General features: G+C 61.2%; 14 protein-coding genes and 1 tRNA gene. 11 read left to right on the top strand and 4 right to left on the bottom strand.

All coding sequences use genetic code 11. The features are described 5' to 3' along the window. Window positions 1–4: 4 nt before the first annotated feature. Both HNQ40_RS14105 and xylA read left to right on the top strand, forming a co-directional pair. The gene (locus HNQ40_RS14105) at window positions 5–1486 is read left to right on the top strand and encodes a xylulokinase (RefSeq protein ID WP_184678474.1); all 1482 of its coding nucleotides are present in this window, start codon (window positions 5–7) and stop codon (window positions 1484–1486) included. A 65-nt stretch (window positions 1487–1551) separates the two neighbouring features. Continuing rightward, window positions 1552–2889 (top strand): xylose isomerase, encoded by a 1338-nt coding sequence (gene xylA / locus HNQ40_RS14100; protein ID WP_184678473.1) that lies wholly within the window; start codon window positions 1552–1554, stop codon window positions 2887–2889. Between the two features lie 34 nt (window positions 2890–2923). Here xylA and HNQ40_RS14095 read toward each other — a convergent pair. Then, window positions 2924–2997, bottom strand: a tRNA-Arg gene (locus HNQ40_RS14095). Between the two features lie 147 nt (window positions 2998–3144). On the opposite strand from HNQ40_RS14095, the gene HNQ40_RS14090 reads away from it, so the two are divergent. After that, window positions 3145–4263, top strand: a complete 1119-nt coding sequence (locus HNQ40_RS14090) for a hypothetical protein (protein WP_184678472.1) — start codon at window positions 3145–3147, stop codon at window positions 4261–4263. Window positions 4264–4286: 23 nt separating this feature from the next. Here the strand turns inward: HNQ40_RS14090 and HNQ40_RS14085 are convergent, their stop codons facing one another. After that, a complete protein-coding gene (locus tag HNQ40_RS14085) occupies window positions 4287–5093 on the bottom strand; it encodes an Fpg/Nei family DNA glycosylase (protein ID WP_184678471.1) in 807 nt (268 codons plus the stop codon). Window positions 5094–5551: 458 nt separating this feature from the next. Here HNQ40_RS14085 and HNQ40_RS14080 point away from each other — a divergent pair, with 458 nt between their 5' ends. From HNQ40_RS14080 to aroC, 8 genes are all read left to right on the top strand, one after another. Continuing rightward, entirely contained in the window at window positions 5552–6424 is an 873-nt protein-coding gene (locus HNQ40_RS14080) for a PEP-CTERM sorting domain-containing protein (RefSeq protein WP_184678470.1), read from the top strand. 162 nt (window positions 6425–6586) lie between these two features. Next, window positions 6587–7318: an outer membrane protein gene (locus tag HNQ40_RS14075; RefSeq protein WP_184678469.1), complete on the top strand. Its 732-nt coding sequence runs from the start codon at window positions 6587–6589 to the stop codon at window positions 7316–7318. 34 nt (window positions 7319–7352) lie between these two features. Next, window positions 7353–8291 carry a putative 2-dehydropantoate 2-reductase gene (locus HNQ40_RS14070; protein WP_184678468.1) on the top strand — a complete coding sequence of 313 codons (939 nt, stop codon included), beginning with the start codon at window positions 7353–7355 and terminating at the stop codon, window positions 8289–8291. Between the two features lie 192 nt (window positions 8292–8483). Further along, window positions 8484–9884: a trigger factor gene (tig, locus tag HNQ40_RS14065; protein WP_184678466.1), complete on the top strand. Its 1401-nt coding sequence runs from the start codon at window positions 8484–8486 to the stop codon at window positions 9882–9884. Between the two features lie 5 nt (window positions 9885–9889). After that, window positions 9890–10453 carry an SHOCT domain-containing protein gene (locus tag HNQ40_RS14060; protein ID WP_184678465.1) on the top strand — a complete coding sequence of 188 codons (564 nt, stop codon included), beginning with the start codon at window positions 9890–9892 and terminating at the stop codon, window positions 10451–10453. Window positions 10454–10714: 261 nt separating this feature from the next. Beyond that, complete coding sequence (gene clpX / locus HNQ40_RS14055; RefSeq protein ID WP_184678463.1) at window positions 10715–12073, top strand: ATP-dependent Clp protease ATP-binding subunit ClpX; 1359 nt, start codon at window positions 10715–10717, stop codon at window positions 12071–12073. 244 nt (window positions 12074–12317) lie between these two features. Continuing rightward, window positions 12318–14540: a S41 family peptidase gene (locus tag HNQ40_RS14050; RefSeq protein WP_184678462.1), complete on the top strand. Its 2223-nt coding sequence runs from the start codon at window positions 12318–12320 to the stop codon at window positions 14538–14540. An 88-nt stretch (window positions 14541–14628) separates the two neighbouring features. After that, entirely contained in the window at window positions 14629–15720 is a 1092-nt protein-coding gene (gene aroC, locus HNQ40_RS14045; protein ID WP_184678461.1) for a chorismate synthase, read from the top strand. 515 nt (window positions 15721–16235) lie between these two features. Here the strand turns inward: aroC and HNQ40_RS14040 are convergent. Then, window positions 16236–16580, bottom strand: a complete 345-nt coding sequence (locus HNQ40_RS14040; RefSeq protein WP_184678460.1) for a hypothetical protein — start codon at window positions 16578–16580, stop codon at window positions 16236–16238. A gap of 126 nt (window positions 16581–16706) precedes the next feature. Next, window positions 16707–18518 carry a 30S ribosomal protein S1 gene (locus tag HNQ40_RS14035; protein ID WP_184678459.1) on the bottom strand — a complete coding sequence of 604 codons (1812 nt, stop codon included), beginning with the start codon at window positions 18516–18518 and terminating at the stop codon, window positions 16707–16709. Window positions 18519–18607 lie beyond the last annotated feature (89 nt).

The following is an 18607-nucleotide window of genomic DNA, read 5'->3' as shown; positions in this document are numbered from 1 at the left end:
GACCATGGTTCTACTCGGTATCGATCTCGGCAGTTCGTCCGTCAAAGCAGCGCTGGTGCAGGCAGACACCGGCCAGATCCTCGCGACCGGTCAGTACCCCCCCACCGAGATGGCGATCGATGCGTCTCAGCCCGGCTGGGCCGAGCAGGACCCCGAGACGTGGTGGGACGCGGCGCGGCGGGCGGTGGGCAGCGCAATGAGCACCGCGGGAATCGCCGCCGGTGACGTCAAGGCCGTCGGGGTCGCCTACCAGATGCACGGGCTGGTCTGCTTGGACAAAGCGGGCCAATCGCTTCGGCCCAGCATTATCTGGTGCGACAGCCGAGCGGTGGAGATCGGAAACGACGCGTTTGAAGCGCTGGGTTCCGAGACGTGTTTGCCGCGGCTGCTCAACTCGCCGGGCAACTTCACAGCCTCGAAGCTGCGCTGGGTACAGCAAAACCAGCCGGAGCTTTTCGAACAGATCGACAAGGTCTGCCTGCCGGGCGACTACCTCGCATCTCGCCTGACCGGGCAGACGGTGACCACCGTGTCCGGCTTGTCTGAGGGCATGCTGTGGGACTTCCAAGACAAGCAACCCGCAAGCGTTTTGCTCGATCACTACGGCGTGCCCGAAAACATGCTGGCGGATCGAGTGCAGACGTTTGGCTTGCAGGGCGAGCTGACCGCTCAATCCGCCGAGCTGTTTGGGCTCAGCGCGGGCACGCCCGTGACCTACCGAGCGGGCGATCAGCCGAATAACGCGCTGTCTCTGAATGTGCTAAACGCCGGGGAGATCGCAGCAACGGCGGGGACCTCCGGCGTGGTCTACGGCGTAGCGGACACCGTGAAGTACGACCCGCAGTCGCGCATCAACAGCTTCGCCCACGTGAACCACGCCGACGACGACCCGCGGCTGGGCCTCTTGCTTTGCATCAACGGCACGGGCATCGCCAACGCCTGGGGTAAGCGTATGGTGGGCGGCGATCTCGACTACGTGCAACTCAACGACCTGGCCGAGCAAGCCCCGGTCGGCAGCGACGGCTTGAGTGTGCTGCCCTTTGGCAATGGAGCTGAACGCATGCTGGGCAACGCCGAGGTCGGCGGTCACCTGGGCTTTGCGGATTTCAACCGGCACGGCCGCGAGCACATCGCCCGCGCGGTGCAGGAGGGCATCGCCTTCTCCTTTGCCTACGGCATGGACATCCTGCGCGAGACCGGCGTGGACCTCGGCGTCATCCGGGCCGGCCGGGCCAACCTGTTCCTCAGCCCGCTGTTCCGCCAAACGCTGGCCAACATTGCCGACTGCCAGATCGAGCTTTACGAAACCGACGGCGCGGTCGGTGCCGCCCGCGGCGCGGGCATCGGAGCGGGCATCTACGCCTCCCCCGAAGACGCCTTCGCCAACCTCGAACGTGTCGGCGGGACCGATCCAAACTCAGACGAACAAACACAGACCCGCGACGCGTACACGCGCTGGTCGGAGTATTTGCAGGCTCTGCTCTAACAAGCCCGCTCTTCTCAAGACTCACCCCTCAAACCTCACACCTCAACTCTCCAAAGGACTCCTCCATGAGCGTCACCCTCGGCGACACAACCTACTTCCCCGGCATCGAGAAAATCGCCTTCGAAGGCACCGACTCGAACAACCCGCTGGCCTACCGCTGGTACGACGAGAACCGCGTCGTCGCCGGGAAGCCAATGAAGGAACTCTTCAAGTTTGCCGTGGCGTACTGGCACAGCTTCTGTGGCACGGGAGCCGACCCGTTTGGGCCGGGCACGAAAGATTTTTCCTGGGACGCCGCGCTCGCTTCGGGCGATTGGGAAACCGCCGCGAAGGCCAAAGCCGACGCCGCGTTTGAGTTCATCACCAAGCTCGGCGTGCCCTACTACTGCTTCCACGACTTCGACCTCGTGCAGGAAGGCCCGACACTCGCCGAATCGCAGAACCGGCTGTCGACGATCGTGGAATACCTCAAGGGCAAGCAGGCCGAGTCCGGCGTGAAGCTGCTCTGGGGCACCGCCAACCTGTTCAGCAACCCGCGCTACATGAACGGCGCCTCGACCAACCCCGACTTCGGCACTGTCGCCTACGCCGGAGCCCAGCTCAAGGGGGCGCTCGACGCGACCATCGCGCTCGGCGGCGAGAACTACGTCTTCTGGGGCGGCCGTGAGGGCTACATGTCGCTGCTCAACACCGACATGAAGCGCGAACAAGACCACTTCGCCCGCTTCCTGCACATGGCCAAGGACTACGCCCGCAGCCAGGGCTTCACCGGCACGTTCTTCATCGAGCCCAAGCCCTGCGAGCCCAGCAAGCACCAATACGACTTCGACTCGGCGACCGTCATCGGCTTCCTCCGCGAGCACGATCTCCTGGGTGACTTCAAGCTCAACCTCGAGTTCAACCACGCCACCCTCGCGGGCCACACCATGCAACACGAGATGGCCGTCGCAGCGGGTGCCGGTCTGCTGGGCAGCCTCGACGCCAACCGCGGCGACTACCAGAACGGTTGGGACACCGACCAGTTCCCCGTCGACCTCTACGAACTTACCGAGTGCATGCTCGTCTTCCTCGAAGCGGGCGGCCTCCAGGGCGGCGGCATCAACTTCGACGCCAAGACCCGCCGCAACTCGACCGACCTCGAAGACCTGTTCATCGCCCACGTCGCGGGCATGGACGCCTTCGCCCGTGCCGCGATCACCGCCGAAGCCATCCTCGAAAACTCGGACTACAAGAAGCTCCGCCAAACGCGTTACGCCAGCTTCGACAGCGGCGACGGCGCGAAGTTCGAATCGGGCGACCTGTCCCTGCCCCAACTCGCCGACCTCGGCGCGGCCCTGGGCGAACCCGCGCAGATCAGCGGCAAGCAGGAACTGTTCGAGTCGATCCTGAACCGGTTCATCTGATCACGGAAACGTTTTTCGGATCGCGATCCCGAAATGCCCACGGCAGGATTCGAACCTGCGACCTTGGCTTTAGGAAAGCCGTGCTCTATCCAACTGAGCTACGCGGGCAGCCCCAACTTCAACCCCGTGAGAGTATTCAAAGCTCTCGCGGGGTTTTGGTTTGACTGAGCATTATCCGTGGGTGCCCGGGCAGGGTCAATGCAGACCGGCAGACGCCGCGTTGACGCCGATGCGGCGGTGTTCTACAAACGGAGCATGAACACTGGTATCGGGGTCGTACTTTTAGCACAGGAAGCGGAGAAGACTCCGTGGTGGCACCTGATCATCGAACAGGCGTTCGGGCTGACGATCGTCCTGATCTTCCTGGTCGCGCTGGTCAGCGTGCTGGTGAATCAGTGGCGCAAGGACAAGTGCCTGAAGCTGCTGAACCGCTACCACGCGACCTACCTGAACAAGAACGGCCGATCGATGTGGGGCGATTTGATCGTGTATTCCAAGGGGCTCGAGCTGGTGTTCGATGCGTCCTACGAAAGCTCTCATGGGATTGAGAAAACCAGCGCGTTGATCTACCCCAAGCAGATGGAGGATTGCGTGGCGGTGGCGCGGATCGCTGAGGGGCTGAGCCACCGTGAATCGCGTCGCCGGATGAAGCAGATCCGCCGCAGCTTCCGGCCCGGGCCGATCCGCAAAACCCGGCGCGGCTTCCAAAACCTCGTCAACACGTTCCGTGACGCGTTCAGCAAAGCCCTGACCGCGTTCATCGGGCAGATCGCCCAGCACACGCAAAACGATTCCATCTCCAGCAACCAGGGACACGTCCAGGAACTCGGCGATGACCTGCTCGGCGCCGCCGCCAACGCATACGAGCCACTACTCGAACGCCACATCGGCCAACCCGTCGTGGCGGAGGTGCAGTACCCCAACGCCCCCGCGGGGGAGAAGCTCGACATCCCGGGGTACCTCGTCGACTACTCGGACAAGTTCCTGGCCATCTTCAACGTCGAGCACGACCCGATCGATACCCATCAGCTCACGATCGACGGCGAGAGCGAACACGAAGGGTTCACCGCGTCGTGGGTCAAGGGCCGATTCACCCTGACCTGCACCGGGCCGGACCTCATCGTTCTCCGCAGCCTGCACGCCAAGGAAGTGTTCGCCCAGCCCGACGCGACGCTGATCTGCGGCACGCACCTGTCGCTGAATCTGCCCGGCGACACCCCGCCGACCATCGAGGTCACCCGCACACGCCGGGTCGACCTGGTTTGCTCCCGCGAACTCGCCACGATCCGGTTCGGCGGCGAATACGCCGCGGGCGACAAACGCCAGGTTGAATCCAACCCCCAGGGCGTGGCCCCCGGCGAAATCGAAGACTGAGCCGTATCCAAGTAGCTGGCTTTTCAGACCTGAACCTTGGGCACCCATGCGGTGGTCCGCCCGCCGACTGTGTCGAACTCGATCTCCTCCCCGCGGCCGGTCAGGGCGTCTTCGTTTTTGCCCCAGCGGTGGTGGAACAGCCAAGTCTTGGGGAACCGCCGGTAGTCCGCCTCCCAATCGCAGGCTTTCTGCAAGACGTGTTTGAGCTTGGCCCGGAGCCGTTTGACCTCAGCGGGCGAAAGGTCCCGGGCCAACCGCTGCGGCGCGATCTTGCTCTGATAGCAGACTTCATCCGCGATCCAATTGCCCACCCCGGCCAGGAAGGATTGATTGAGCAGTAAAGCCTTGATCGCGGTTTTCCGCCGGGCCAATTCCTGCGTCCACCACGCCAGGCCGGGCAGATCCAGCAGGGCATCGGGGCCGAGCTCGGACAGCGGCGGCTCGTTCAGCGGGTCGGCGGCCAATCGGATACGCCCGAACCTCCGCGGGTCGGTAAAACCGAAGTACCGGCCATCATCAAGCTGCAGCTCAACTTTGAGAAACTTGGGCCGATCGGTCTTTTTCCCATAACTGCAAAACCCCCCAGTCATCCCAAAGTGCCAAAGCAGGCTCCCCCCGGTCCCCGACAACGTCCACCACATCTGTTTGCCACGCCGGTGGCAGGCCTCGACGGTCCGCCCCTTGAGCGCCGAAGCGAGCTTCCGTGGGGTAACGCCGTCGATCACGATGCGTTCGTCCGGCTTGGCGTAGACCGAACGGATCGACCGCCCCAGGCAATGCTTTTCCGCGACTCGGCGACCCCAACATTCAACTTCGGGCAATTCGGGCATGACGGGTCAGTTCTCTTGGATCGCCCCAATTAACAGGGCTATCGAGGTTTGCTAATTAGATGGACGAGTGATCCATCTATGCTGCACATCACCGACTCCGATGTACAAGCACCAGCCAGACAACTCTAGGCAACAGGTACAGTACTGTCGGCATAGATCATGGCGCAGAACTCGCACCAAGGACCGTACCGATCAAAAAAGCGATGGGCTTACCTTCTTCGCGAAGTACAAGACCGATGGAATCGCCAATGCCCAAGTCTGCAACAAATAGTTCATCTTGCTCAAGAGCACTACAGCTAATTTGCCCCAAAACTGCGACCAATTGACACCTGTTTAATGCTAAATGTATTAACTCGTTGACATTAAGTGGGTCCCAGTTATCTTATAGTCAGCATTTGATGGGGTGTTCCCTTCCGAGGCACTTTCTTTCTGACTTTCATTCACGGGCTCCAGCAAAAATGAATTTTTCCACAGGGTATCTAGGGCGTAAAGTGTATTCGCTTGCTGCCACAGCAATCGTGCTCGCAACTGCTTCAACTTCGCAGGCACAACTCCTGCCAATTGTTGTGCCGACCCAAGACTTGGGAATCCCCACTGGCGTGGGAATCATGCTGGGCGGATTCGAGACAGGCATCGGTAATTTCTCGACCACGGGAGAAGCAAATGTCACCGGCACTGTCGGCGGCAGCGCCCTGTTGAGCCCGACCGAAGGTACACAACAACTGTTTCTCGAAACTACCGGCACCGTCGATAACTTCCTCGAAAACCCCTACACCGCGACCGTTTCCGTCGACATCGTGTTGGACGTGTTTCTCGGCTTGAACCCGGGCGACATCGATGCTTTCGTCGGCGTCACCGACCTCGACAACCAATCCGAGGGCGCAACCGAGGGTTCGGCGGCTCGGCAAACCATCGAGGTGCTTGCCCCCACCACGCTGAGTTTTGATTACGCATTCATTACCGATGAACTGGATCAACCCAGCGATTTCAGCGACACCGCATTCTTCGCCCTTAACGGCGAATTGTTCCTGCTTGGTAACCTGGAAGATACCAGCCTCTTCACCATGCTTTCCTTTACCACCGGGTTCGATGGCGTGATCCCTTACCAAACCTTTATGGTTAATCTCGACCCCGGCGTCCACACCTTCGGTTTCGGCGTGGTGGATGTCAGCGACACCATCGTCAACAGTGCGTTGCTTATCGACAACGTGATGGTCAGCCCCGAACCCACATCGGCGGCCATTTTCGCCCTCACGGCTGGGGCTCTGACCGTGCGCCGTCGCCGACGGCCTAACGTGCATTCCGCTGTCGATGCCACACATCCCAACTGAAGTAATCACCTGAGCGATAAGTTCTGGGTCCTGGGCTGACAAGAGACCACACACTCACTCCAAACGAAACTGGCGATTCTTTGCCCCTCAAGGCAACGCACCTGGGTCGCCGCTATATTCGACATTTTACCTATCAGTTTTTCTCCTAATTAAATTCCCCCCATGAATGTCATCCTGAAGTTGATCCCAAGGCTCGTTCTCCTCCTCGCACTCACCGCAGGCCCTGTTGCATTGGCCGACGATCTCGAGGATTTTGAAGACTTCATGTTTGAGCCACGGCATGGCTTGTACGTCGGTGGCCTAGTGGGCTGGCAGCTCGAGTATGACATCACCAGTAACGACATCATCGGCTCATCCAATGAGTTGGAGTTTGCCTTTGATGAAGACTTCACCTACTCGGGAATTTTTGGGGTGTACCTGAATAATTGGCGACTCGAATTTGAAGCCAACTACTTCCGTACCGACTATACCGATGTGAAGTTTCTCGCCTTCGATATCAATGCCGACGGCGACATCACGTATCTCTCTGGCCTGGGCAATATCTATTACGACATCCCCCTCGGGTCCAAAGACTTTAATCTGTATCTCGGGGGTGGGATCGGCTTCAGTGTCGTCCAATCCGACGCCGACCTCGACTCTACGCTCATCAACTCGGTCACGATCGACGGCATCACCACCACCGCCGCGATTGACTCCATCGACGATACGTTCACGACTTTCACCTACCAGCTCATGGCTGGCCTAAGCTACCGGGTTGCAGACAACGTCACGCTCACGGGCGGCTACCGCTTCCGCGGCTTTACGGAAAGCGGTAATGGCGATATCGCGTCAGGCCTGATTTTCCGTGAACACCACATCAACACTTTTGAGGTCGGGGTACGTTTCGACTTTTAACGAACCTTGAGCCTTCACCGCGACGCTTTGGTTCATGTCGAAAAACACCTACGCTATCCTCGGCACCGGCGCCCTCGGGGGGTACTACGGCGGCCTGCTCGCCAAAGCCGGGTTCGACACCCACTTTCTGCTGCGCAGCGATTACGAGCACGTCCGTGACCACGGGATGACCGTCGAGTCAATCCGCGGCGATTTCACATTATCCGCAGATCAGGTCCAAGCCTACGGCGACCCCGCGGACCTGCCCGCGTGCGACGTCGCAGTGGTGTGCCTGAAGACCACGCAAAACGAGCAACTGCCCGAGTTGCTGGCCAACTGCGTTAAGCCGGATGGCGTGGTGTTGGTGCTGCAGAACGGGCTGCACCCCGAAACGGACGCGGCGGCCCTGGTGGGAGAAGACCGGGTGCTCGGCGGGCTCTGCTTTCTCTGCTCCAACAAGATCGGACCGGGGCACATCCAGCACCTCGACTACGGGCACATCCACATGGGCGTGTATCAGCCCGAGGCCGCCAACTCCCTCGCCGCCCGGCACTTCCCCGGCGTCGTGGAGGACTTCAACGCCGCTGGCATCGAGACCATCAACGTGGACGACCTGCGGCTGTCCCGCTGGAAGAAGCTCGTCTGGAACATCCCCTACAACGGACTGTCGGTGGTGCTGAATCAGACCACCGATGTCATGATGGCCGACCCGGGCACCCGCCGACGGATCGAAGCCCTCATGCACGAGGTCCAGGCCGCCGCCCTCGCGGTGGACGGCAAGGTGATCGAAGACGCCTTCATCCAGAAGATGCTCGACTACACCGCGAAGATGGAGCCCTACAAGACCAGCATGATGCTGGACTACGAGGCGGGACGAGCGATGGAGATCGAGGCGATCGTTGGCGATCCGTGCCAAGCCGCCAAGGCCGCCGGTCAAGCAATCCCCCACATCGAAGAGGTCTATTCGGGGCTCCGAAAAGCCGCGAACGATTGACTTTACCCTCAGATATTCGCATAATGCTGTGCTCCACCGAGATACCGGCCGCCCCACGGGAGCGAGCCTGGCGCGGGTCGGTGGATCGCTCGCGGAACCTTCAATCCGCCAGTCAGACGCACTGTTGCACTCCCGTGCCTTTCACTGCAACCCGTTGGCGAACGCCAACACCCATAGAAAGATTGAATCGCCATGGCCGATGAATCCGCTGTCGTTGACGCCCCTGATGCCGAAGAAGCCCGCCCCGAGCAGACCGTGAAAGTCGAAGACGCGGGCCCGGCCCTGAAGCGTCTGACCATCGAGCTGCCCGAGTCCCGCATCAAGGGCAAGATCGAAGACACCTATACCAACCTCAGCAACGACGCGGTGCTCCCCGGCTTCCGCAAGGGCCGTGCCCCCCGTCGGCTGCTCGAAAAGCGCTTCGCCGAATCGATCCAGGGCGACGTGAAGAACCAGCTCCTGAGCGAGTCGTACCACCAGGCCCTCGAAGATGAAGGCCTCGACGTCATCGGCGAGCCGGACGTGAAAGACATCGATGAACTGGAAGTGCCCGAGTCGGGCTCGCTGACCTACACCGTTGAAGTCGAAGTCACCCCCGACTTCGAGCTTCCCAAGTTCGATGGCATCAAGGTCGAGAAGAAGACCTTCGACGTGACCGACGCCGACGTCGACGCCGAGATCGAGCAGTACCGTGAGCGTTACGGCCAGATGTCGGCCGTGGAAGACGCCACCGTCGCTGAAGGCGACTACGTGCAGTCGGACGTCAAGGTCCTGGCCGGTGAAAACGCCGGTGACGACGCCGAAGTCGTGCACGAGCACCCCGCCGCCTACACCTTGGTGCACGGCGAAGACAAGGAATTCAAGGGCCACGTCGCGGGCATCCTCGTCGACGATATGGGCAAGCAGCTCGCGGGCAAGAAGGTCGGCGACACCGTGTCGATCTCGATGACCGGCCCCGAAGGCCACGAAAACGAAGGCATCAAGGGCCAGCCGATCACCCTCGTGATGGCCCTGACCCACGTCCACCGCCTCGAGCCCGCGGCCGTCGAAGACCTGCTCCCGCAGTTCGGCATGCAGACCGAAGACGAGCTCAAGGAACGCGTCAAGACCATGCTCGAGCAGCGTAACGAGCAGACCCAGCAGGCCGACATGCACAAGCAGGCCACCGAGCAGATCGTCGAAGCCGTCGAGCTTGACCTGCCCGAGGGCCTCAAGGGCCGTCAGATCGAGCGGACCCTGCAGCGTCAGCAGATGGAACTGCTCTACTCCGGCAAGCAGCCCGAGGAGATCGAAGAAGAACTCGCCGAGGCCCGCACCCAGGGCGAAGCCGAGGCCGTGCGTCAGCTCAAGACCTTCTTCGTCCTCGACAAGGCCGCCAAGGAGCTGGAAGTCGAAGTCACCGAGAACGAGATCAACGGCCGTATCGCGATGATGGCGATGCAGCAGCAACGCCGCCCCGAGAAGCTGCGTAACGAGATGCGTCAGCGTGGCGAGCTCGAACAGCTCTACCTCTCGATCCGTGAGCAGAAGACGCTCGACAAGATCATCGAGCAGGCCTCGGTGACCGAAGTGGAAGCCAAGGACGGGGAGTGATCCCCATGGTCCATCGCCCCGCCCGGCTGAACTCGATGGCCCCGTTGCGGTACGCCGCAGCGGCGGGTGTCTGTCTCGGTTGGGCGGGTCGGTCGTTGGGCCAGGCGCCCGGGGGCAACCCATTCGCCGAAAACTCCGGGCAGGTGTTGTTCTGGAGCTCGGTGCTGCTGGGTGCTGCGATCGTTCTCGGGCTCGCGTTTTTCATTCTCCGCAAGCGATTGAATTCGATGGACGAGGATGCCGGCACGGGCAACCCGATGGGTTTTACTCTGGCCGACCTCCGCGACATGCACGCCCAAGGGCAGATCAGCGACGACGAATTCGAGTTCGCCAAGCGAAAAATGATCGCCAAAGCCAAGGCCAAATTGGACGCCGACAGCGTCCCCGAAGGCGATGAGCCCGAGATCACGGACCTCGGCGACCTGACCCAAGCGACCTCGCCCGATAAAGCAGAGCCGCCCGCCCCACCTTCCGACGAGCCGCCTGCCGATAAAAACGACGACCCCGACGACGAGCCCCCGCCGCCGGACGAGCCGCCTCCGCTGCCCAAACCGCCGAAGCATTGGTAACCACGGCGGACTTCCTCAAACAGATGCCGCGGCTATAATTGGGGCTGGTGAGACGTTATTTGGCTTAGCCCTGCCGCGAAAGCAACAAACTCGGATCGACCTGCAAACCGCTCCTAAGGGTGCCTCTCGATCTGGACGATTTTCACCATGACGGGCTATCCCCGTCCGATTCCACGGCCCGGGCCGACCCGCTCGCTCCCCCGGCCAGATTTCAGTTTTCGTCGGCTGGTCCGTCGAACCAACGGATGTTAGAGAGTTCATATGTCCAACAATAAGAACGGTGGTCGAGGCGGCAACGATGGCAACGAAGGTGAAGAAACCTTCGGCGGCGATGCCCTCGGCAAAACAGGCGGCTCCGGCGACGGCGGCTTCAAGGGCCGACGCGTGACCACCTGCTCGTTCTGCGGCAAGTCGTCGCGGGAAGTCGGCCCCATGGTCGAAGGCCCCAACGACGTCTACATCTGCGCCAACTGCACCGAACTGTGCCAGAACATCTTCAAGCAGGAACGCCGCCGCGTGCACTCCGGCCGGCCGAGCTTCAGCAGCATCCCCTCGCCGCGTCAGCTCAAGGAATTCCTCGACCAATACGTCATCGGCCAAGACCTCGCCAAGCGGGCGATGTCCGTGGCGGTGCACAACCACTACAAGCGACTGACCGCGGCCGAGAAAGACACCCCGGTCGAGCTGGACAAGTCCAACGTCTTGCTCCTGGGCCCCACCGGCACCGGCAAGACCTTGCTGGCCAAGACTCTGGCCCGCACGCTCAACGTGCCCTTCGCCATCGGCGACGCCACCACGCTCACCGAAGCGGGCTACGTCGGCGAAGACGTCGAGAACCTGCTGCTCAAGCTTTTGCAGTCGGCCGACTACGACCTCGAAGCCGCCCAGCGCGGCATCATCTACATCGATGAAATCGACAAGATCGGCAAGACCTCGCAGAACGTCAGCATCACCCGCGACGTGTCGGGCGAAGGCGTCCAGCAGGCCCTGCTGAAGATGCTCGAAGGCACCGTCGCCAACGTGCCCCCCCAAGGCGGCCGGAAGCACCCCGAGCAGCAGTACATTCAGCTCGACACCAGCAACATCCTGTTCATCTGTGCAGGATCGTTCGTCGGCCTGGAAGACATCGTCCGCAAGCGCTTGGGCAGCAAGTCGATCGGCTTCGCTTCCGAGGCGACCACTGATGACCACAAGCTCGACCGCGAACAGGTCCTGGCTCAGGTCCAGGCCGAGGACGTACTCGAGTTCGGCATGATCCCCGAGCTGATCGGCCGTCTGCCCATCATCACCCCGCTGATGCCGCTGACCGCCGAGACCCTGGTCAACATCCTCACCGAGCCGAAGAACGCCCTGGTGCGTCAGTACCAGTACTTCTTCTCGATGGAAGGCGCTGAGCTGGAATTCACCGACGAGGCCCTGCTCGCCCTGGCCAACAACGCCATCAAGCGAGAAACCGGTGCCCGGGCACTCCGCAGCGTGATGGAAGAGCTGATGCTCGAACTGATGTACGAACTGCCTGACCTCGAGAACGACGGTGCGAAATACGTCATCACCGAGCCCGCGGTCCACAACCCGACCAACCTGGTCAACCTCCGCGTGCAGCAGAAAGAATCGGCCTGATTCCTCGCGACATCTCCCCTGACCACTACAAACCCCTCAGCCCCGCCGGGCTCGAGGGGTTTTTTATGGGCCTAAACTCCTTGTTGAACCTGTCTTGTGCCCGGGCGTATGTAATATGACGGGTTGAAACCGATCGCCCGATGTGCCGATCTATACTGTGCGTATCCGTGCCGTCCGGGTGATGGCGAAGTCTCGACTGAAAGCCGAAAGGATCGATGTGCTGCAAACGCGACGCTTTTTCTCAATGACCGCCGTTGGGTGTGTCCTGGCTTTTTCTGCTGGCTTCGCCTCCCCGAGTTCTGCAGACGAGGCGTTGGCGTCGCTGGAAACCATGGCCAGCGAGGGTCGGTTTGATGATCTGCTCAACGCCATCCAAGCCGATCCCAATCGACACGAAGCCGAGGACGCCGCGTCGCTGGTCGCCAGCCTTGAGCGTTACCGCGAAAACGAGCAAGTCCGCGAGCAACGCCGGACCGATGCGTACGAAGACGCATTCGAAACCGTATCCAAAGAGATCGAAGCCGGGGACCTCGAAGAAGCGTTAGTCGCCGCAATCGAAGCCCACAGCATCGCGGACGCTCCGCTTCTGGTCCTGCGTGACCCCGCGGTGATGGACCTGGTCAAGAAAACCGAGATCGCCGCCAAGCAGGCGGAACTCGATGAAGACTGGGTCGAGGCGTCTGTGCTGTTCGGTCGGCTTCACCTGCTCTACGAAGAAGACGCCCGGTACCGCGATGATGTGAAGCGGGTGAGCTCGCACCTGCGGGTGCTGGCTTTGTACGCCCCGGAAGAGCTGCGTGCCCTCCAGGAAGCCCGGGCCAAACGCGTCGGCCGGGAAGACGAACTCAACCGCGCCCGGCCCGACGACGAGACCTGGGAAACCCGGCTCAGCGGCATCAACGACGAGATGCTGCGCGAGTCGCTGCGAACCGTCGCCCAGTTCCACATCGATCACGAAGGCTACAACAAGCTGCTCGTGGGCGCGATCGAACCGCTGCTCACCCTGCTCGACACCCCCTCGCTCGCAGGGACCTTTGAAAGCCTGGGCGACGAAGCCAAACGCAACGCGTTTCGCGGCGACCTGCTGCGGATGAAGGCCGAGCTGATCGACGCCGACCGCGAACTAACCGAATTCCGTGCGTTGTCTCGCTTGGATGAAATCCTGGCGCAGAACCAGCGGACCGTGAAGCTGCCCGAAGCCGTGATGGTCTACGAAATGACCGAAGGCGCCCTCGGCACGCTCGACGATTTCTCCAGCATGTACTGGCCCGAGGACATCGACTTCCTCAGCCGTTCGACTCAGGGCTCGTTCACCGGCATCGGCGTTCAGATCGCCAAACGCAACGAGCAGCTGACTGTGGTGAGCCCGCTGAACGGCACCCCCGCCCAGCGTGCGGGCCTCAAGGCCGATGATGTCATCGCGACGGTTAACGGCAAGGACACCTCGTCGTGGTCGCTCAACAAGGCCGTGCGTGAAATCACCGGCCCGCGTGGCACCGAGGTGGAGCTGGGCATCCGCCGCATCGGCGAGCCCGAGCTGTTGCCCTACACCATCAAACGCGACCGCATCGAAATCCAGTCCGTTAAGGGCTGGGCTCATACCGAAGACGGCGGCTGGGATTACTGGATCGATCAGCCTTCGGGCATCGGCTACATCCGCCTGACCCAGTTCATCCCGCAATCGGTCAACAAGATCGACCAGGCCGTGGCCGACCTCCAACGCACCGGGCACCTCAACAGCCTGATCCTCGACCTCCGCCACAACCCGGGCGGCCTGCTGACTTCAGCGATCGACATCGTCAATCGATTCCTGGACGACGGCCCCATCCTCTACACCGTGGATGGCGACCAGGAAGTCCAGAGCTATTGGGACGCCAAACGCCGCGACACCTACCCCGATTTCGAGGTCGTCATCCTGATCAACCGCGGCTCGGCCTCCGCCAGTGAGATCGTGTCGGGGGCGTTGCAGGACCGGGACCGGGCGTTCGTCATCGGCGACCGCAGCTACGGCAAGGGCTCGGTTCAGGATGTGCACTGGTTCCCCCCGCGAACCCGCGAGCCGAAGTACGGCCTCAAGGTCACCACCCAGTACTACCAGCTGCCCAAGGGCCGCATCATCCATCGCAAACCCGACTCGGAAACCTGGGGGATCGACCCCGACCTGACGGTCGACGTGACCAATCAAACGGTCGCGTGGAACCTGGAACTGCGTCAGGAGATCGACGTGATCCGCGACGCCGATGCAGATTCCATCGAGGTCAAGATGACCAAGCCCTGGGTGGAGTTGGGCGGGTTCACGCCGGTCGATATCGACGCGGACAACGCGGACGAGACCGTTGAAGTGCCCCGGCCTCAGCCTCACGACCTACTGGATCTGGGACTGGACCCCCAGCTCGAGGCCGCCCTGCTCGTGCTCAAGACCCGGCAGATCGTGGAAGACACCGCCGTCGCCCAGGCCACCGAGTGAGACACAAGCCGTGCTCAGTGATGAGTTTCGCTACAATGCTTGATCGTTTTTCACTCATCACTGTTCACTCATCACTGTTCACTGACTTATGGCAGGCTCCACCTTCGGCACCCTCTTCCGCGTCACCACCGCTGGCGAAAGCCACGGCCCCGGCAACGTTTGCATCGTAGACGGCTGCCCGCCCGGCCTGCCGCTGTCGGTCGATGACCTGATCCCCGACCTGCAACGCCGAAAGCCCGGCCAGTCGCGTATCACCACGCCTCGCAAGGAAGACGACACCCCGGAAATCCTCTCGGGCGTCTTCGAGGGCAGGACCACCGGCACCCCAATCGCGATCCTGATCCGCAACCAGGACCAGCGCTCTCGCGACTACGGCGACATCAAGGACAAGTACCGCCCCGGCCACGCCGACTTCACCTTCGACGCCAAATTTGGCTTCCGCGACTACCGGGGCGGCGGGCGTTCCTCCGCCCGTGAGACCTCGGTCCGGGTGGCCGCGGCCGCCATCGCCAAGAAGCTGCTCCACACCGCCCACGGCATCCAGATCCTCGGCATGGTCGATCAGGTCGGCGACATCGTGGCCGACATCCCCGATGTGACGAAAATCACGCTGGAGCAGGTCGAGTCCAACGACGTGCGTTGCCCCGATGCCGAGGCCGCGGCGAAGATGGAACAGCTCATCAAGGATGTCCGCAAACAGCAGGACTCCATCGGCGGCGCCGCGAAGGTCGTCGCGCTGAACGTTCCGGCGGGCTGGGGCGAGCCGGTGTTCGATAAGTTGCGGGCCGACCTGGGCAAGGCGATGTTCAGCCTGCCCGCCGTGCTCGGCGTCGAGTTCGGCCAAGGCTTTGGCGTCGCCAACACCCGCGGCACCGGCCACAGCGACACGTTCGTCCCCGAACCCGGCAAAGCCCCGCCCATCGCCACCGACACCAACCGCCACGGCGGCATGCTCGGCGGCATCTCCAGCGGCATGCCCATTGTCCTCCGCTGCGCCGTCAAACCCACCAGCAGCATCCCCCAGGACCGCCCCACCGTGGACAAAGACGGCAACGCCACGACCCTCGCCACCAAGGGCCGCCACGACCCCTGCCTCCTGCCACGATTCGTCCCCATGGCCGAGGCAATGATGGCAATCACACTCGCTGACCACATGCTGCGGCAGAGGACAATGGGGTAACGGATTCGAGGTTAAACGCGGGGTTTGATTCTCGGCTCGATTGATTAAATCTGTTGACCAGAGAACTCCTCAAAGGCATTTGAGAGAGCTTTAGCAACTTTTTCTCGTTTGCCATTCTTCTGAAGGCGCAACGGAACTTTCTCCCACCACCTTTGGATTTCGTAATGGTGGCTATCGATTAGGATGTCAATTCGACGACGAGCTTTCGCTGGTTCTATCCGGGCTTCTTTCCCCACCCACTCGGGATCGGGTAGCCGAGACGAGGGGTGGATCCTTTGGCTATAGAAATCAAGCGCTTCTTTGATCTGAGCGGTGTCGTTGAACTCAAACGTGAATGAGCAGACTGACACGAAATACTTTCGGGTTGCGTCAACATGGGAACCGGATTGTTCAAACCAATGCCTGGCCATTACTGTCTCAAAGATAGAACCTTCGTCAGTTTCAACCGATAGAGGTACTGAGTGTCGTGATTGTGGAAGCAATCATCTTTAGCCCCGTAACCTGCCGGTTTAGATTTAATTTCGCACTAGACGTGGCGGGTGCTGCTTGGCCCTTTGTGGAACAGGCTTGTTCCGCCATTCCAAAGACTGGGAATTCATCGCATCGATGGTCGCGGAATCTGCTTTCGTCATCTGCTCTGCAATTGCAACCGCTTGGGCCAACTGAGTGTCGTTGAGTTGTTTGTACGCCCGCAGCCGTTTGTCAACGTGGTTGTACCAGCAGTCGGCAAACACATGGTCTAACACAATCCGCATGAAGCAGTGGTCTTCTTTAATTACCCAACCGCGAGTACGCCCTAGCGACGGGAGAATCACTCGGGTCAAATCGAGGTAGCGATCCTGGAGGTCATAGCGGTCCATACCTAAAGCATAGAGCGCATGGCACCTTGAACGAAGCTTCAATCTCCTCGTTAGCCAAATAAACAAAAAAAGCCCACGGACAGGTGTCCGTGGGCTTTGGGGTTACGTGAGTTGTACTCGACGGGATCAGTCGGACGATGCGCCGCCTTGGCCGAAGGTGATCTTGTCGGTACCCAGGTGGTCGCCGTCGCCGAGGCCGCCGAGGCCACCCGCACCGCCGGCACCACCGCCGAAGCCCGCGTTGCCGCCGGCTTTCTTCTCTTGGCGTTCGGCCGCGGCGTCCTGCTCGGACGTCCACATCGCACGCTTGAGCGACAGGCCGATCTTGCGATCGTCCAGGTCGACGCGCAGGATCTTGACTTCGATCTCTTGGTCTTGCTTGACCACGTCCTGCGGGTTCTCGACCTTGTGGTCGGCCAGCTCGGAGATGTGCAGCAGGCCTTCGAGGTCGTCTTCGAGCTCGACGAAGACGCCGAAGTTGGTGATCTTGGTCACCTTGCCCATGACAATCATGCCGGGCTGGTAGGCCGACGGGATGGCTTCGTCCCACGGGTCTTCGGTCATCTGCTTCAGACCCAGGGCGACACGCTGCTTCTCGCGGTCCACTTCGAGGACGACGCACTTGGCGTTGTCGCCCTTCTTGAGCAGCTCGTTGGGGTGGCTGATCTTCTTGGTCCACGACAGGTCGCTGACGTGCAGCAGGCCGTCGATGCCGGGCTCGATCTCGACGAACGCGCCGTAGCTGGCCAGGTTGCGGACCTTGCCTTCGACCACGGTGCCGGGCGGGTATTTCTCGGCCACGAGCTCCCAGGGGTTGACCTCGGTCTGCTTCATACCCAGGCTGATTTCCTGCTTGTCCTTGTTGATATCGAGCACGACGACATCGACCTCTTCACCGATGGAGACCAGCTCCGACGGGTGGTTGATGCGTTTGGTCCAGGACATCTCGGAGATGTGGACCAGGCCTTCGACGCCTTCTTCGATCTTGACGAAGGCACCGTAGGACATGATGTTCGTGACTTCGCCACGGACGCGGGTGTTGGCGGGGTACTTCGCTTCGATGTCTTCCCAGGGCGAAGAATCCTTCTGCTTGAGGCCCAGGGCGATCTTCTCTTTTTCGAAGTCGATGTTGAGGATCTTGACTTCGAGCTTGTCGTCGATCTTGACCACATCCGAGGGGTGGTTGACCCGGCCCCAGGACATGTCGGTGATGTGCAGGAGGCCGTCGATGCCGCCGAGGTCCACGAACGCACCGAAGTCGGCGATGTTCTTGACGGTACCTTCGACGATGTCGCCGACCTTGATCTTGTCGAGCAGGCCCTTACGCAGCTCGGCGCGACGCTCTTCGATAAGGTTGCGGCGGCTGATGACGATGTTGCGACGCTCGAGGTCGATCTTGAGGATCTTCGACTCGATGGTCTGGCCGATGTAGATACCGATGTCAGCCGGGCGGCGGACGTCGACCTGAGAGGCGGGCAGGAACACGGGCACGCCGATGTCCACGAGCAGGCCGCCCTTGATCTTCCGCATGACCTTGCCTTCGACAACGTCTTCTTCTTTGTTCTCGGAGATGATCTTTTCCCAACCGCGGATGCGGTCGGCTTTGCGCTTCGACACAACAACGGTGCCGCCGTCGCCTTCAACTTCTTCGAGCAGGACTTCGACGGTGTCACCGACTTCGACGTCCTTGGGGTCGTCGAACTCGGTCTTGTCGAGGATGCCTTCGGACTTAAGACCGACGTCCACGAGGAAGTCGTCACCGGCGTGGCCGATGATCTTGCCCTGGAGGATGGTGCCGGTGCTGAAGTCACCGATGGTTTCCTCAAGCAGGCCTTCCATGTCGCCGTCGGCGACCGCCTGTCCGAGGGCTTCCGCGATCATCGCTTCGGCTTCCTGGTCTTCAATGCTGAGGGATGCGATAAGGTTCTGGTTTACCATAAGAAATGCTTTTCCTTCGTAATCGATTTACCCGGCCCTGCACCACGTGTGCTGGGGAACCACCGGGTCGCGGCCCACGGTTAGGCCGC

This window comes from Algisphaera agarilytica (genome assembly GCF_014207595.1).
Lineage (GTDB): Bacteria > Planctomycetota > Phycisphaerae > Phycisphaerales > Phycisphaeraceae > Algisphaera > Algisphaera agarilytica.
Note: the sequence above shows the minus strand (reverse complement) of the source record. Positions and strands in the feature narration are given on the sequence as shown.